This window comes from Streptomyces sp. NPDC057623 (assembly GCF_042800355.1).
Lineage (GTDB): Bacteria > Actinomycetota > Actinomycetes > Streptomycetales > Streptomycetaceae > Streptomyces.
In genome coordinates this window covers 66,664-82,842 of record NZ_JBHVGZ010000023.1, presented here as the reverse complement: position 1 = coordinate 82,842, position 16,179 = coordinate 66,664, and the positions used below count along the sequence as shown (strand labels likewise).

Genomic DNA, 16,179 nt, shown 5'->3' with positions numbered 1-16,179 from the left:
AGGGCGGGCTCATCGCGTGCCAGAGCGGGCCCCGCTCCACAACTGTCGGGGCCCGCGAAGTCACGTCGCGCTCTAGCCGACCGCCACGCTCTCCGGCCCGGACACGACCGGCGGCCAGGCCGGCCATCCCCCGGCGGGCTCTTCGGCCGCCTCACGCCACCACGGCGTGACAGGCCGCACCGAGGCGGGTTCGAAGGGCTCACCGCAGAGGGGAGCCGCCATCGTGACCCCGGCCTTGTGCGTGGCGCGCATCGTCCACTCACCCGGCTCCGCCCACGGGTGGGTCGCCAGGTTGAAGGTGCCCCAGTGGATCGGCAGCATGACGCCCGCCGCCGGTTCGCCGCCCTGAAGGTCGAGGTGGGCCCGGACGCCCTCGTCCGGCGTCATGTGGATGTCGGGCCAGAAGTCGGAGTAGGCACCGAGCTGGATCATCGTGGCGTCGAAGGGGCCGTGCTCGGCGCCGATGTCCGTGAAGCCGTCGAAGTATCCGGTGTCACCGCTGTGGTAGATCCGGTGCTCGTCCGAGGCGACGACCCAGGACGCCCAGAGGGTGTGCTGTGTGTTGCGCAGGCCGCGGCCGCAGAAGTGGCGGGCCGGGGTGGCCGTCAGGGTGAGTCCGCCGACCTTCGTCGTCTCGTGCCAGTCCAGCTCGCGCAGCCGGTCGGCCGACACGCCCCAGTGTTCGAGGTGCGCGCCGACGCCGAGCGGTACGGCGAAGAGCGTGTCCGTGTCGACCAGCGCCTTGATCGTGGGCAGGTCGAGGTGGTCGTAGTGGTCGTGGGAGATGACGACGACGTCGACCGGCCCGAGCTCGGCCAGCGGCAGCGGCACGGGGTGCAGCCGCTTGGGCCCGGCGAAGGGGAACGGGGAGCAGCGATCGCCCCACACCGGGTCGAAGAGCACCCGGTGCCCGTCGATCTCCGCAAGGACGCTCGAATGTCCCATCCAGGTCAGGCGCAGCCCGCCCGCGGGAGGTTTGGCCAGGTCGGCGTATGTGGTGGGGTGGACCGGCACGGTGCTCTTGGGGGCGCGGCGGGGCCGGGCGTCCCGGTCGAAGAAGACCTTGGAGAACTCCAGCATCGATCCGGAGGGTCTGGTCCGGGCGGTGCCCCCGGGGTTCTGGAAGACCCCGTCCCGGAAGTGCGGGGATCTGCGGATGCGCGCCATGCGCTCACCGCTCGGGTCCACGCCGAAGGCCTCGGGCCGCAGGGCACGGAGCCCGGAGCTCGGGAAACGGAAACCGGCCACGGTACCTCCAGGTGGAGTCGGTGAGTAGTCCATTATGGTCGGCCCCTCCGACAACCCCGGACGGCCCCTGATCCATTCCACACGTTGACATGTCCCCGCCGTCACTTCGATACTGACCCGTCGTTCAGTAACCGCGCGCGGCACGCGGCCCTCGCCACCCTTCCCCCGGAGAGACCATGACCACCCCCCTGCTGTCGCTCACCTGGACCGACGACGTCACCGGCCGCCAGGGCTTCCTGGTCATCGACCGGCTGGTACGCGGCGTCTCCAGCGGTGGGCTGCGCATGCGGCCGGGATGCACGCTGGAGGAGGTCACCGGGCTCGCCCACGGCATGAGCCTGAAGGAAGCCCTGCACTACGACCCCGAGGCCCGGTACGTCCCCCTGGGCGGCGCCAAGGGCGGCATCGACTGCGATCCCCGGGATCCGGAGGCGTACGGGCTCCTGGTGCGTTTTCTGCGGACCATGCGACCGTACGTCGAGAGCTTCTGGACCACGGGCGAGGACCTCGGGCTCACTCAGGACGTGGTCGACCGGGCGGCATCCGAGGCGGGGCTCGTCTCGTCCGTGCAGGCCGTGTATCCGCTGCTCGACGACGAGGCCGGCGCGCGTCGGCGGCTCGCGGACGCCTTCGCGGTCGAGGTGGACGGCATCGGGCTCGACGAGCTGGTCGGCGGCTGCGGGGTCGCCGAGTCGGTGCTCACGGCGCTGGACCGGGCCGGTGTCCCGTGCTGGCGGACGCGTGTCGCCGTGCAGGGCCTCGGGACCATGGGTGGGGCGACGGCGCGCTTCCTCACACGCGCGGGGCTCACCGTCGTGGCCGTCGCCGACATCAAGGGCACGATCGCCAACCCCGCGGGCCTCGACGTCGAGGCCCTGCTGGCGGCGCGGGACGCCTACGGCACGGTCGACCGCGCGGCACTGCGCCGCGGAGACCGCGAACTGCCGGGTGACGCCTGGCTGTCGGCCGAGGCCGAGGTGCTGGTGCCGGCGGCCGTCTCGTATGTGATCGACACCGCGAACCAGGCGCGGATCAGTGCCCGCTGGATCGCCGAGGCGGCCAACATGCCGGTACGCCCGGACGCGGAGCGGCTGCTGGCCGCGCGGGGCGTCACCGTGCTGCCGGACGTCGTGGTCAACTCGGCCACGAACGCCTGGTGGTGGTGGACGCTGTTCGGCGACATCGGCCCGTCCGCGGACGAGGCGTTCGCCCACACACGACGCTCGATGCGCGCCTTGACCGACCTGATCCTGGGCCGCGCCGAGGCCGACGGGACCACGCCCCGGGACGCCGCCCACGCCATCGCGGAGGACCGGTTGCCGGTGATCGCCGAGCGGTTCGGCCGCCACCGGTGACGGCGGACGAAGGCCCCTCACCCGACCACGGCCCGGGAGCGGCCCGCGGCCAGGCCTTAGGGTGACCGAGTGGCGAGAGTGCGGTTGAGCGTGGCCGAGCGGCGCGAGGAGTTGCTGCGGGCCGCCGTGGAGCAGATAGAGGCGCGGGGCGTGGCGGCGGTCAGGATCGCCGACGTGGCCTCGACGCTCGGGGTGAGCAACGCGCTGGTGCTCTATCACTTCGCCACGAAGGAGAAACTGGTCGCCGCCGCCTTCACCCACGCGGCCGAGGGCGACCTGGCCAGACTGCGCGGGATCCTCGGCCGCCGTACGACGGCGCTGCGACGACTGCGGGCGGCCGTGCGCTGGTACGCGCCGACCGGCCAGGCCAAGGGCTGGCGGCTGTGGATCGAGGGCTGGGCAGGGGCCTTGCGTGAGCCCGCGCTCCAGGACGTCACACGGGACCTCGACCGGCAGTGGAAGGGCGCCATCATCGAGGTCATCGATCAGGGCGTGGCCGCGGGCGAGTTCCGCTGCCCGGACCCCACCGGAACGGCCCTGCGCCTCACGGCCCTCCTCGACGGTCTCGCCGTACAGCTGACGTCGTACCGCGGCGCGGTGTCACGCGCGCGTGCCCGGGAGTGGGTGGACGAGGCGCTCGCCCGGGAACTGGGTCTGGAGCGGGAGGCGTTGACGGCGTCGGCGCGGTGAGGCCGCCGGTCGCCGGGCGGCCGGTTCACCGCGGCCACGGCAGCCGTGTGGGCCGCGCCCCCGAACCGGGCACGGCCCACACCGCCGAGGCGCCGCCTCAAGCCACCGATTCGATCCGCATCTTGATGTCGTCCGGGGACAACGCGCCCTTGGCGGTCACATGGTCCCCCGACGACTCGCCCCGCAGACGCCGCCCGATCCACGGCACCAGGTACTCACGCGCCCAGTGGACGTCGTCCCGGCGGATCTCCAGGGTGCCGCGGGCCGGGAGCGGCGGCCAGGGCTGGTCCGGGTCGGCCGGGACCTCCAGGCCGAGGACCTGGCCCGCACGGAGCGCCACGCGCGTGTGCCCCTCGGCGGACAGATGGAGCCGGTCGTGGTCCCACGCCCGGCGGTCCTGAACGGTCTTCAGGGACCACAGGTCGAGCACCGGACAGCCGTACCGGTCGGCGATGGCCCGCACATGACCGTTGTACGTGGCGATCTTGCCGCGCAGATGCTTCAGCACGGGGACGCCACGGGTGTCGAAGCCGGTCGTCACCATGACGGTGCCGACGGCGGAGGTGAGCTGGATGATCGCCCGCTCGAAGCGTTCGGCGACCTCGTCGGGGTCGGTTCCGGGTCGGATGATGTCGTTGCCGCCCGCGCAGAAGGAGACCAGGTCCGGGGCCAGTTCGGCGGCCCTCGGAAGCTGGTCCTCGACGATCTGGTCGAGCAGTTTGCCGCGCACGGCGAGGTTCGCGTAGTCGAAGTCGCCCTCGGGGCGCCGGTCCGCGAGCAGGACCGCGAACCGGTCTGCCCAACCGACGAAGGCCCCGTCGGGGCCGGGGTCGCCGACGCCCTCGGTGAAGCTGTCCCCCACCGCAACGTACGACCCGATCACTGATCTGCTGTCACTCTTCGAATCGTCTGCCACATCGGCACATGATTCACCTTCGAATGTGACCTACGCGACCGTAGGCGAGGGTTGACGAGCGGTGAGATAAGCCACTCCTAAAGGGTTCACCAAACTCGGAATAACCCTCCGATCAGGCGCGTTGTGGGCGCAACCGCCACACCCGGAAGTCGCTGACCCGGAAGTGACTCCACACGGTCCGGAAGGCGAAGTGCCCGCCGGTGTACGGCTCCTGGTCGGTATGGTCGAAGACGAGCCGCCCGTTGTTCCACCACTGGACGGTCGAGCCGTCGGAGACGATACGGACCCGGTTCGGCTGGTTGGGCACCAGCAGCGGCTCCGTGTAGTCGAAGATCAGCGGGCGGACCCCGGCCTCGCCGACGTACCGGCGCAGCCGTGTCGTGGTGTTGTAGTTGGCGCCGTAGCCGGCGTAGTACGTCTTGAGGTGGTCGTACTCCTCCAGCGCGCCGCCCCGTCGCGTGGCGAAGAGGTCGTCCGGGGAGCGGACGTCGAGGGCGTTCCAGAAGTTGTTGAGGTCGGAGACACGGTCGTTGGGGCCGCCGGCCGAGACCGCGGTGGCCGTGTACTCGATGGCGTAGGGCCCTTCGAGCCGCTGCCTGAACCACACGGTGGCCCCGCTGGGCACGTCGATCTCCAGTACACCGTGGGCGGCGGTGACGGTGCCGCCGTTCTGCAGCTCGGTCGCCCACTGGCCGAGGCCGTGGCAGAAGTCGTCGCGGGCGATGAGCCGGCGGTGGGGGCCGGCGGCGCTCGCCGCACCCGCGGGAACCAGCGCTCCCAGGGCGGCGCCCGCGGCCAGGGTTCCGAATGCTCTGCGCGTGGTCGACACGGATGGGCTCCTTCGCTGGGGCGATGACATAGAAAGCGCTTGCACCGACTGGACGGAGATCACTCTCCCCCCATCGCCCCCACTCTGTCGACACCCGCGAACACACCGAAGGCCGGACCCGGGGATCGGGGTCCGGCCTTCGGTTGCGTGTCAGGCAGGTGGCTGTCGCGGGGCCGCCGTCAGCCGATGGCGACGCCCTTCGAACGGAGGTAGGCGACCGGGTCCAGGTCCGAGCCGTAGTCCGGCGTGGTCCGGATCTCGAAGTGGAGGTGGGGGCCGGTGACGTTGCCGGTCGCGCCGGAGAGGCCTATCTGCTGGCCCGCGGTCACGGTCTGGCCGCTCGAGACGGAGAGGGAGGACAGGTGGGCGTACTGCGCGTAGTAGCCGTCGGCGAGCTGGATGACGACCTGGTTGCCGTACGCGCCGCCCCAGCCGGCCGAGACGACGGTGCCCGCGCCGACCGCCTTCAGCGGGGTGCCGGTGGCGGCGGAGAAGTCGACACCGGTGTGGTAGCCGCTCGACCACATGCTGCCCGCCACCTTGTACGCGGTGCCGACGGCGGCGCCGTCGACAGGGGCGGAGAAGCCGCTGGACGTGCCGGCGTCCTCGGCACTCTCGGTGGTCGTGGCGGTCTTCGACGCGGCGGACTTCGAGGCGGCCGCGTCGGAGGGCGACTTGGAAGGCGCGGAGGAGGAAGACGAGGGGGAGGACGACGACTTGGGAGTGCTCGCCGTCGCCTTCTTGCCGCCGATCGAGAGCTTCAGGCCGGGGTGGATCAGCGACGGGTCGTCGCCGACGGCCTCGCGGTTGTCGGCGTAGAGCTGCTTCCAGCCACCGCTGACGTTCTGGTCGTCGGCGATCTTCGAAAGGTAATCGCCGACCTTCACCGAATAGGTCCGCAGACCGGCCTTCTTCTCGGTGTCCTTCTTGTCGACCGCCTTCTTCTCGGCGACCGGAAGGGACTGAACGGCCTTTTCCGAAACGGACTGCGAGGGAGCGGCGTGGGCGCCGGTGGCACCGATGAGCGGGAGAGCGAGAGCGGCTCCACCGGTTCCGGCGACGGCGATGGAGCGAGTGAAGCGCAGGGACTTCGGGCGGCGGTGCTTACCCTTCGCGGGCATGGCGAATTCCTCTCCGGCGCCTGCGAGGTGAGCTGTCGGGTTCGGGCTGGAGATGCCCGGTCGCGTGGGGACGCGACTTGACCCCAAGCCTGTTCCGGAGACCGGAACAGGCGGTTGTACCTGTGGGTCCCCCGCTCCTGCCGTACACGGGTGAGTTTGCGCGGGATCCGGTCGGCGGCAGGATTCGGCGTCCGTCCGGATTGGTGGCGAACGTAAGCGAGGAAGACGCAAGGGAACAAGTGAGGGGTTCCGCCCGAATGCGTTCCTGTTGATCCCTTGTGGGAATTACCCGTCACCCTGCGTGAATTATCAGGCGTCGTCCGACTCAAAACCCCTTGAAAAGCACCTTAATTACATGAACATGACGGGCGACGCACCGTCACGGATATGACGCTCCTCACGTGACACTGCTCCACCTTCCTTTACTCCAGAGCGAGTTGGAATGAAGGCACCAATTCGGACAGAAACCCTAGATGCGACGCAGCCGGATAACCGTCGCATCAAGGTCGCCCCGCAAACCGACACGAAGTCCATGATGTCCCAGTACGGCGCCTCGGTGAATTTCGCCCGTTTCAAGGCATTCATACGCTGCCGTCGGGTCCAGGGCGCGCAGCCGCAGCGTCGGGACGGGCTCGCCGTAGCGCTGCGCCTGGAGCCAGGCGAGGACGACCGTCTCGTCCCCGAGCACGTACTGCACCGCGCTGAGCCCGCCCCGCGGAGCCCGCAGCCGGTAGAGGTCGCCCCGCTGCACCAGGGGCCGGATCTCCTTGTAGAGGGTCACCCACTCCCGCGCCTCGGCGAGCTCCTCCTCGGTCCACCGGGCGAGGTCGCCACCGACCCCGAGCACCCCGGCCATGGCGCTCACGAACCGGAAGCGCAGGGAGCTGGCGCGGTGGTTGAGCATGGCGTTCGGGCTGTCGGTGACCCAGGCGGCCATGGCCCGGGCCGGGTGGATCTGACTGAAGCCGTGCTGGATGGCGAGCCGGTCGAGCGGGTCGGTGTTGTCCGAGGTCCACACCTGGTCCGTCCGGCCCAGCACACCGAGGTCGATCCGTCCGCCGCCGCCCGAGCAGGACTCGAAGGCCACGCCCGGGTGGGCCGCGCGCAGCCGGTCCAGCAGGCCGTACAGGGCGCGCACGTGGTCGACCCACAGGCGCTGCGGGTACGGCTCACCGGGCCAGCCCGCGTCGGTGAAGCAGCGGTTGAAGTCCCACTTCACATAGTCGATCGGGGCACTGGAGAGGAGTCCGTCGAGCCGCTCCCACAGGTACTCCTGGACGTCCTCGCGCGCGAGGTTCAGTACGAGTTGATTGCGGAATTCCGTCCGGTTTCGTCCCGATTGATACTGAACCCAGTCTGGATGGGCTCGATACAACTCACTGTCCGGATTGACCATTTCCGGTTCGACCCAGATGCCGAACTGCATGCCGAGCGCGTGCACGTACTCGGCGAGCGGCTTGAGACCGGCGGGAAACCGGTCGGGGTTCGGTGTCCAGTCGCCGAGCCCGGCCCGGTCGCTGGTGCGGGTCCCGAACCATCCGTCGTCGACCACGAACAGCTCCACGCCGATGGCCGCGGCCCGCCGCGCGAGCACACTCTGCTGCTCCTCGGAGATGTCGAACTCCGTCGCCTCCCAGGAGTTGAACAGCACCGGCCGGTCCTGGTCGGCGTTCGGGATCACATACCCGCGCTGGTAGGCGTGCCAGGCGCGACTCGCCCCGCCGAAGCCGCCGTCGCTCCACAGGCCCGCGAAGACGGGCGTGGTGAAGGACTCCCCCGCCGCCAGCCGCAGCAGGCCCGAGTCGTCGTGTCCGGCGCCGCCCGTGACCTGCACGCGCGCGTCCGGGAGTTGGGCGACGGCGATGCGCCAGGACCCGGACCAGCCCAGGGCGCAGCCGTAGACCTCGCCGCGCTCCTCGGTGGCGTCCGTGTCGAGCGCGACCCAGGGCAGGTGCTGGTGCCCGGTGTGCCCGCGGCGGCTGCCGATGACCTGCTCACCGTAGGTGAGAGGGGAGCGCGCCAGCCGGGACTCGGCACCCCAGCGGCCGTGCAGCTGGGACAGCCGCCAGTCCTCCCGGCCGGGCAGCGTCCAGGTCGCGGAGTCGGCGCGCAGCAGCTCCAGGACGGGTCCCTGGTTGTCCAGGGTCACCCAGCGCTCCACGACGTCCCCGCGCATCCGGTAGTGCAGGGTGACGGTCAGCCCGTCGTCAGCGAAGCGCAACCGCAGCTCGTCACCCCCGACCTCGTACCGCTCGAAACCCCACTCGGTGCCGCGGCGCTCCCCGGTGCGCACGGACAGGGCCGGCCGGACGAAGCGGGGGCCGCCCTCGACCGGATACTCCTCGCGCCCGTCGAGCGGGGACTCGAAGGGCCAGTACTCCGGCAGCGGGCCAACGGCGAGGGCCTCGGCGTCGGCGAGCGCGATCCGCGGCCCCCAGTGGAGGTGCAGCAGCTCGTCGCCGTCGGTCAGGTGGACGGCGTAACTGCTGGTGGGCCCGGAGAGGAGCCACGTACGGCCGTTGTCGGAGATCTCCAGCATCAAGCCCTCACAGAGACGAACAGGTGCGATCAAGTACCAACATCATCAAGGCCCGCGGCGTCCCGGGGCAACGCCTGTGGACAACTCATTGCCCCAGGAAGCCATGTCGTATGGTCGAGAGCGCACCCCGTCGGCCGCATAGCCGAGCCATGCCGCCGGGGCCGACTGGGAGGAGCCCCCGTGACGCAGCAGATCCCGTCGACCGAGCCCGAACTGGCCGGAGTTCGCAATTTCCGCGATGTGGGCGGGCTACCGACGGTGGACGGACGGCGGGTGCGGCACGGGGTCCTGTTCCGCAGCGGTCACCTCGCGCACGCGACCGAGGACGACGCGGCCTTCCTCGGCTCCCTCGGGCTGCACACGATCTTCGACTTCCGCAACGCGGCCGATCAGAAGCTCGAAGGGGCCGATGTGGAGCTGCCGGGGGTGCGCAATGTGAACCTGCCGCTGTCCGACCCCGCGGACGGCGCGGAGTTCTGGAAGATGGTCCGCGACGGCGACCTCGACCAGTTGCGGGAGATCCTGGCGGACGGCAAGGGCGCGGGCCGGATGATCGCCTCCTACCGCATGATCATCAAGGAGCGCACCGCCGAGCACTCCCAGGTGCTGCACGCGCTCGCGCAGGACAGCGTCCCCGCCCTGATGCACTGCGCGGCCGGCAAGGACCGCGCCGGCCTGTCCATCGCGGTGACACTGCTCGCCCTCGGCGTCGAGCGCGAGGCGATCATCGTCGACTACCTGGAGTCCAACGCCAAGCACCGCCGCTACAAGGTGCGCCGCAGCGGCAGCGACGCGTCGGCGTACTCACCCGAGGTCATGGAGCTGCTCAGCCCGCTGTTCGACGCCCGGGGCGAGTATCTGGCGGCGGCCTTCGAGACGATCGACGAGACATGGGGCGGCGTCGACACCTACCTGGAGCAGGGTCTGCGGGTCACCCCGGAGCTCCGGGAGCGCCTGCGGGATCGGCTGCTCGACTGACCCCGGACGCCACCACGCGCCCGTGCCTACTTCGCGCCCACCTCGAACAGCAGGTAGAGGAAGCCCGCGAAGACGTGCCCCACCGCGATGTAGATGATGAGCCGCACCCACAGGGCACGCGGGAACTTCTCCTCCGTGTCGCTCATGGCGTCTCTCCAGGGGTGGGGCCCAGGCACAGCGTGGCCGTGGGGCTCTGCAGCAGGGTTTGGACGAAGAGCAGCTCGACCCCGCCCGGGTCCTGGGCGGCGATGCGGTGCGGGGTGAGCGAGTCGAAGTGCGCGCTGTCGCCGGGCGCGAGCCGGTGGGTGGTGTCCCCGAGCCGCAGCCGCAGCCGGCCGTCGAGGACGTAGAGCCACTCCTCCCCGGGGTGCACCCGCACGATGTCGCCCTGCGAGCCGTACGGCACATGGACCCGCAGGGCCTGCATCCCGCGTCCGGAGGCACCGGCCTGCCAGTACGTCCAGCCGCCGGCCGCGGTCGGTTCCATGTCGGCCGCGCGCACCACGGCGTCCCGGTCGGCGACCGTCTCGCCGAGCAGCTCGGAGACCGTCGTACCGTAGATACGCGCGAGCGCGAGCAGCATCGGCAGCGAGGGCTGGCGCTGTCCGGTCTCCAGTCGGGAGAGGTGCGCGGGCGACAGCCCGGCCGAGCGGGCCGCGGCCTCCAGGGTGAGCGAGGCGCGGCGGCGCAGCGCGCGCAGCTGTGGCGCGACGGCGGGCAGGACTTCGTCCGGCCCGGTCGTCGACTCGGCGAAGGGACCGGCACCGGGCCCGGCCTCGGGCTCGTTCTCGGGCCCCGGCCCGACATCGGGGGAGCTCATGCTCCCCATTCAGCCGCAGACTTGCCTCTGCGGCAAATTTCTTGCCTCAGAGACAAAAGCGTCCCGGCCTGCCCGACCTGCCCGGCCTCGCAGGACCCGGTCCCTCAGCGGTTGGCGACCGCCTGCTTGATCAACGTCTTGCCGAAGTCCCACATCAGCCCGCCACCACTGTGCGCGTCGTCCATCACGTCGGTGAAGGCGTCGACGAACCGATCCACCTCCCGCTCGCCGATGACCAGCGGCGGAATGAGCTTGATCACCTCCAGGTGGTCACCGGAGACCTGAGTGAGGATCCGGTGCCGTCGCAGCAGCGGTACGACCACCATCTGCGCGAACAGCCCCTTGCGCGCGGCCTGGAGCACGGTCCAACGGCTGCGCAGCTTCAGCGAGTCGGGCCGGCCGAACTCGATGCCGACCATCAGGCCCCGGCCGCGCACGTCGGCGAGCAGCTCGTACTTGTCGATCAGCGCGGCCAGCCGGGACTTCAGCAGTTCCCCCGTCGCCCGGGCGCCCGCGACGATCTGCTCGTTCTCCATGACGGACAGGACCGCGAGCCCGGCCGCCATGGCCTGCGCGTTGGCCCCGAAGCTCGCCGAGTGGACCAGCACCCGGTCCATGGACGAGTAGACCTTCTTGAAGATCCACTCCTTGCCGAGCGTGGCGCCCACCGGCACATAGCCGCCGGAGAGCGCCTTGGCCACGCACACCAGGTCCGGCTCGACACCGTCCTCGTGCTGGTAGGCGTAGAAGTCGCCGGTACGGCCCAGCCCCGTCTGCACCTCGTCGACGATGAGCAACGCCTTGTGCCTGTGCAACAGCTCCTGGGCGGCCCGCAGATAGCCCGGCGGGGACTCGTGCACGCCCTTGCCCTGGATCGGCTCGACGATCAGGGCGGCCACGTCCCCCTTCTTCAGCTCCCTTGCCAGGGCGTCGAGATCGCCGAGCGCCACGGCCGTGTCGGGCAGCAGCGGGGCGAAGCCGTCCCGGAAGCCGGCTTCGCCGTTGACGGACAGGGAACCGGTGGTCAGCCCGTGGAAGGCGTGGTCGCAGTAGAGGATCCTGGGCCTGCCGGTGGCGTACCGGGCGAACTTGAGCGCGCCCTCGACCGCCTCCGTGCCGCTGTTGCCGAAGAACACCCGGTCCAGGTGCGGGCTGTGCGCGAGGAGCCTCTCGGCCAGCAGCCCGGGCAGCGGCTGGCAGTCGAAGCGGGTGAGGTCGGCGAGCTGGGCGTCGAGGACGTCGTGCAGCGCCTTGCGGACGACGGGATGGTGGCGCCCCAGGCCCATCACCCCGAATCCGGCGAGCATGTCCAGGTAGTCGTCGCCGTCCGCGTCCCAGAAGTAGGCGCCCTCGGCCCGCTCGTAGACCTTGTCGAAGCCGATGGTGTGCAGCATGCGCGGGAGCTGGTGGTTCAGATGCCTGGTGTGCAGCTCGTAGCGCTCGGCTCCGCGCTCGGCGAGGAGTCTGCCGAGGTCGAACTCGGTGGTCATTCGGCTTTCTCCTCGGCTGGCCCGACGTTCCGTCCGTCCTGCCCGCCGTCGGGCTGCCCGGTGCCGGCCGCACCGCCCTCGGCGTCCTTGAGGGCGAGGCTCGCGCTGATCCGTCCGGCCACCTCGACGGGTGTGAGCCCGATGTCGGCGAGCACCTCGCCCCGCTTGGCGTGTGCGAGGAACTGCTCCGGGATGCCGAACCGCCGCACGGGTACGTCGACATCGGCATCGCCCAGCACCAGCGCCACGGCGGCGCCCACACCGGACGAGCGGCTGTTGTCCTCGACCACGGCCACCAGCCGGTGCTGTGCGGCCAGCGGCGCGAGTGCGGGGTCGACGGGTTTCACCCACCGCGGGTCGACGACGGTGCAGTTGATGCCGCGTGCCGCCAGCAGCTCGGCCGCCTGGAGGCACACCGGAGCCATGACTCCGACGGCGACCAGGAGGACCTCCGGCTCGCCCGTGTCCCGGTGCAGCACGTCCAGCCCGCCCACCCGCTCGACGGCCGGGATGGACGGGCCGACGGACTCCTTCGGGAACCGCAGGAGTGTCGGCGCGTCGTCGACGGCCACCGCCTCCCGCAGCTGCGCCCGCAGCTGGTCGGCGTCGCGCGGTGCGGCGATCCGCAGTCCCGGTACGACCTGGAGGATCGACATGTCCCACATGCCGTTGTGGGAGGCCCCGTCGACGCCCGTGACACCGGCCCGGTCCAGCACGAACGTCACTCCGCACCGGTGCAGCGCGACGTCCATCAGCAGCTGGTCGAAGGCCCGGTTGAGGAAGGTGGCGTAGACGGCGACGACCGGATGCAGCCCGCCCGTCGCGAGCCCGGCCGCCGACACGGCCGCGTGCTGCTCGGCGATCCCGACGTCCCAGACCCGGTCGGGGAACCGCTCCGCGAACTTGCCGAGCCCGACCGGGTGCAGCATGGCCGCCGTGATCGCCACGACGTCCTCCCGCTCCTCCCCGATCCGCACGATCTCCTCGCCGAACACCGAGGTCCAGGACGGCCCGCCCGACGGTGCCAGCGGCTCGCAGGTCAGCGGGTCCATCACGCCGACGGTGTGGAAGTGGTCCTCCTCGTGGGCGAGGGCGGGTTCGTAGCCGCGCCCCTTCTCCGTGAGGCAGTGGATCAGCACCGGCCCGTGGAAGCGCTTGGCCCGGCGCAGCGCGGACTCGACGGCCCCGATGTCATGTCCGTCGATCGGGCCGACGTACTTCAGTCCCAGGTCCTCGAACATGCCCTGCGGCGCGAACGCGTCCTTGAACCCCTTCTTCGCGCCGTGCAGCGACTCGTAGATCGTGTTGCCCACGAGCGGGGTCCGCAGCAGTACGTCCTTGCCCCAGGCCAGCACCTTCTCGTAGCTGTCGGTCGTGCGCAGGGTCGCGAGGTGGTTGGCGAGCCCGCCGATGGTGGGGGCGTACGAGCGTTCGTTGTCGTTGACGACGATGATCAGCGGCCGGTCCTTGGCGGCCGCGATGTTGTTGAGCGCCTCCCAGGCCATCCCGCCGGTCAGGGCCCCGTCGCCGATCACCGCGACGACATGTCCCTTCTCCCCCTGCACCGCACGGGCCTTGGCGAGCCCGTCGGCCCAGCCGAGCGCGGTGGAGGCGTGGCTGTTCTCGACGATGTCGTGCTCGGACTCCTCACGCGAGGGGTAGCCGGACAGGCCGCCCTTGCCGCGCAGCTTGGAGAAGTCCTGACGTCCCGTCAGGAGTTTGTGTACGTAGCTCTGATGACCGGTGTCCCAGACGATGCGGTCGACCGGCGACTCGAAGACCCGGTGGAGCGCGATGGAGAGTTCCACCACCCCCAGATTGGGCCCGAGGTGTCCCCCGGTCCTGGCGACCGCGTGCACCAGGAACTCCCTGATCTCATGGGACAGATCCCCGAGTTCCGCCTCGGACAGCGCCTTCAGGTCACGTGGTCCCCGGATGCTCTCCAGAATCGTCACGCTCGGGCCCCCTCTCGGTCCGTGCCTCGCTTCAACTCACCGTCACTGCCGGTTTCCCCGTGGCGGTGGGGGCGCCCGATGCGGCCCCGTCCTGCTCCATCTGCTCTGCGATCTTCATGGCCTCTTCGATCAGGGTCTCGACGATCTTCGACTCGGGGACGGTCTTGATGACCTCGCCCTTCACGAAGATCTGGCCCTTGCCGTTGCCGGAGGCGACCCCCAGGTCCGCCTCCCGCGCCTCACCGGGGCCGTTCACCACACACCCCATGACGGCCACCCGCAACGGCACTTCCATGCCTTCGAGGCCGGCCGTGACCTCGTCGGCCAGCTTGTAGACGTCGACCTGCGCCCGCCCGCACGACGGACAGGAGACGATCTCCAGCCGCCGCTGCTTGAGGTTCAGCGACTCCAGGATCTGGAGGCCGACCTTGACCTCCTCGGCGGGCGGGGCGCTCAGGGACACCCGGATGGTGTCGCCGATGCCCTGGGAGAGCAGCGCGCCGAAGGCGACGGCCGACTTGATCGTGCCCTGGAAGGCAGGCCCCGCCTCCGTGACACCGAGGTGCAGCGGGTAGTCGCACTGGGCCGCGAGCTGCTGGTATGCCTCGATCATCACGACCGGGTCGTTGTGCTTGACGGAGATCTTGATGTCCCGGAAGTCGTGCTCCTCGAAGAGCGACGCCTCCCAGAGCGCCGACTCGACCAGGGCCTCCGGCGTCGCCCTGCCGTACTTCTGGAGGAGCCGCCGGTCCAGCGAGCCCGCGTTCACGCCGATGCGGATCGGAGTGCCGTGGTCCTTGGCGGCCCGCGCGATCTCCTTGACCTTGTCGTCGAACTGCTTGATGTTGCCGGGATTGACCCGTACGGCCGCACAGCCGGCCTCGATCGCCGCGAAGACGTACTTCGGCTGGAAGTGGATGTCTGCGATCACCGGGATCTGCGACTTGCGGGCGATGGTCGCGAGCGCGTCGGCGTCGTCCTGCGTCGGACAGGCCACCCGCACGATCTGGCAGCCGGACGCGGTGAGCTCGGCGATCTGCTGGAGGGTGGCGCCGACGTCCGACGTACGCGTCGTCGTCATCGACTGCACCGATACGGGGGCACCGCCCCCGACCGCCACCGGGCCGACCTGGATCTGCCGCGACACACGCCGCTCGGCGACCGACCGGAGAGGTACCTCGGGGATGCCCAAGGAGATGGCGGTCATGGTGTCACTCCCGGTTTCCGGAGACGGTCTCGCGCATGGCGCGCAGCGACTCCTTGAGCGAGCCCATGGTGGCGAGGACGGCGGTGGGCTCGTAGCCGCAGTGCGCCATGCAGTTGGCGCAGCGCGGGTCCTTGCCGCGGCCGTACTTGTCCCAGTCGGTGTCCTCGATCAGTTCGCGGTACGTCGGGACGTATCCGTCGGCCATCAGGTAGCAGGGGCGCTGCCAGCCGAACAGCGAGTAGTTCGGGATCGCCCAGGCGGTGCACGGGAAGTCGACCTTGCCCTCGAGGAAGTCGAGGAACAGCGGCGAGTGGTTGAGCCGCCACTTCCCGCGGTTGCCGCCCGCGAAGGCCTTCTTGAACAGCTCGCGGGTCTGCTCGACGCCCAGGAAGTGCTCCTGGTCGGGGGCCTTCTCGTAGGCGTAGGCGGGCGAGATCATCATCTCGTCGACCTTGAGGTCGTCGTTGAGGAAGTTGAGCACCTCGACGATGGTCTGCGGGGTGTCGGTGTTGAAGAAGGTCGAGTTGGTGGTGACCCGGAAGCCGCGTCGCTTGGCCTCCTTGATCGCCTCCACGGCCTCGTCGAACACTCCCTCCTTCGCCACCGACTCGTCGTGGCGCTCGCGCAGGCCGTCGATGTGCACGGCGAAGGCGAAGTAGGGCGAGGGCGTGAAGCTGTCCATCTTCTTGCGCAGCAGCATGGCGTTGGTGCACAGGAAGACGTACTTCCGCTTGGCCACCAGCTGCCGCACGATCTCGTCGATCTGAGGGTGCATCAGGGGCTCGCCGCCGGCGATGGACACCATCGGCGCGCCTGATTCGAGGACCGCTCCCACCGCCTGGGCGACCGGCATGCGCTGCTTGAGTACGCCGGCCGGGTGCTGGATCTTGCCGCAGCCCTCACATTTGAGGTTGCAGGCGAAGAGCGGTTCCAGCTCGACGATGAGCGGGAACTTGTCCCGCCGGCGGAGCTTCTGTTCGGCCAAGTAAGTAGCGACCTTGATGGACTGACGCAGCGGCATGGCCATCTGG

At 70.2% G+C, this 16,179-nt stretch carries 14 protein-coding genes and 1 riboswitch; of the genes, 3 read left to right on the top strand and 11 right to left on the bottom strand.

Annotation, left to right across the window (positions count from 1 at the left end; translation table 11 throughout):
• Positions 1-72: 72 nt before the first annotated feature.
• Positions 73-1,248 carry an MBL fold metallo-hydrolase gene (locus tag ACFU95_RS23690; RefSeq protein WP_383831013.1) on the bottom strand — a complete coding sequence of 392 codons (1,176 nt, stop codon included), beginning with the start codon at positions 1,246-1,248 and terminating at the stop codon, positions 73-75.
• A gap of 176 nt (positions 1,249-1,424) precedes the next feature.
• On the opposite strand from ACFU95_RS23690, the gene ACFU95_RS23685 reads away from it, so the two are divergent.
• Positions 1,425-2,603, top strand: a complete 1,179-nt coding sequence (locus ACFU95_RS23685) for a Glu/Leu/Phe/Val dehydrogenase dimerization domain-containing protein (RefSeq protein WP_383831010.1) — start codon at positions 1,425-1,427, stop codon at positions 2,601-2,603.
• A 69-nt stretch (positions 2,604-2,672) separates the two neighbouring features.
• Positions 2,673-3,293, top strand: a complete 621-nt coding sequence (locus ACFU95_RS23680; RefSeq protein WP_383831007.1) for a TetR/AcrR family transcriptional regulator — start codon at positions 2,673-2,675, stop codon at positions 3,291-3,293.
• Between the two features lie 97 nt (positions 3,294-3,390).
• Here the strand turns inward: ACFU95_RS23680 and ACFU95_RS23675 are convergent, their stop codons facing one another.
• The 4 genes from ACFU95_RS23675 to ACFU95_RS23660 form a co-directional block, all read right to left on the bottom strand.
• Positions 3,391-4,176 carry an SGNH/GDSL hydrolase family protein gene (locus tag ACFU95_RS23675; protein WP_383831004.1) on the bottom strand — a complete coding sequence of 262 codons (786 nt, stop codon included), beginning with the start codon at positions 4,174-4,176 and terminating at the stop codon, positions 3,391-3,393.
• Between the two features lie 145 nt (positions 4,177-4,321).
• Positions 4,322-5,038: a DUF6250 domain-containing protein gene (locus ACFU95_RS23670; protein WP_383831001.1), complete on the bottom strand. Its 717-nt coding sequence runs from the start codon at positions 5,036-5,038 to the stop codon at positions 4,322-4,324.
• 179 nt (positions 5,039-5,217) lie between these two features.
• Positions 5,218-6,159 carry a peptidoglycan DD-metalloendopeptidase family protein gene (locus ACFU95_RS23665; RefSeq protein WP_383830998.1) on the bottom strand — a complete coding sequence of 314 codons (942 nt, stop codon included), beginning with the start codon at positions 6,157-6,159 and terminating at the stop codon, positions 5,218-5,220.
• A 4-nt stretch (positions 6,160-6,163) separates the two neighbouring features.
• A riboswitch (cyclic di-AMP (ydaO/yuaA leader) is annotated at positions 6,164-6,359 on the bottom strand.
• Positions 6,360-6,628: 269 nt separating this feature from the next.
• The gene (locus ACFU95_RS23660) at positions 6,629-8,698 is read right to left on the bottom strand and encodes an alpha-galactosidase (protein ID WP_383830995.1); all 2,070 of its coding nucleotides are present in this window, start codon (positions 8,696-8,698) and stop codon (positions 6,629-6,631) included.
• A 180-nt stretch (positions 8,699-8,878) separates the two neighbouring features.
• Between ACFU95_RS23660 and ACFU95_RS23655 the strand changes: the two genes are divergently transcribed.
• On the top strand, positions 8,879-9,676 hold the full coding sequence (locus tag ACFU95_RS23655) for a tyrosine-protein phosphatase (protein ID WP_383830992.1): 798 nt from the start codon (positions 8,879-8,881) through the stop codon (positions 9,674-9,676).
• Positions 9,677-9,702: 26 nt separating this feature from the next.
• Here ACFU95_RS23655 and ACFU95_RS23650 read toward each other — a convergent pair whose 3' ends face one another.
• The 6 genes from ACFU95_RS23650 to hpnH form a co-directional block, all read right to left on the bottom strand.
• A complete protein-coding gene (locus ACFU95_RS23650; protein WP_383830989.1) occupies positions 9,703-9,822 on the bottom strand; it encodes a DUF6126 family protein in 120 nt (39 codons plus the stop codon).
• A complete protein-coding gene (locus tag ACFU95_RS23645; protein WP_383830986.1) occupies positions 9,819-10,496 on the bottom strand; it encodes a helix-turn-helix domain-containing protein in 678 nt (225 codons plus the stop codon). The genes ACFU95_RS23650 and ACFU95_RS23645 overlap by 4 nt, the downstream gene beginning before the upstream one ends.
• Before the next feature lie 104 nt (positions 10,497-10,600).
• Positions 10,601-11,986: an aspartate aminotransferase family protein gene (locus tag ACFU95_RS23640; protein WP_383830983.1), complete on the bottom strand. Its 1,386-nt coding sequence runs from the start codon at positions 11,984-11,986 to the stop codon at positions 10,601-10,603.
• Positions 11,983-13,941 carry a 1-deoxy-D-xylulose-5-phosphate synthase gene (gene dxs, locus ACFU95_RS23635; RefSeq protein ID WP_383830980.1) on the bottom strand — a complete coding sequence of 653 codons (1,959 nt, stop codon included), beginning with the start codon at positions 13,939-13,941 and terminating at the stop codon, positions 11,983-11,985. The genes ACFU95_RS23640 and dxs overlap by 4 nt, the downstream gene beginning before the upstream one ends.
• 31 nt (positions 13,942-13,972) lie before the next feature.
• Complete coding sequence (ispG, locus tag ACFU95_RS23630) at positions 13,973-15,148, bottom strand: flavodoxin-dependent (E)-4-hydroxy-3-methylbut-2-enyl-diphosphate synthase (protein WP_383830977.1); 1,176 nt, start codon at positions 15,146-15,148, stop codon at positions 13,973-13,975.
• 4 nt (positions 15,149-15,152) lie between these two features.
• A complete protein-coding gene (gene hpnH, locus ACFU95_RS23625) occupies positions 15,153-16,175 on the bottom strand; it encodes an adenosyl-hopene transferase HpnH (protein WP_383830974.1) in 1,023 nt (340 codons plus the stop codon).
• Positions 16,176-16,179 lie beyond the last annotated feature (4 nt).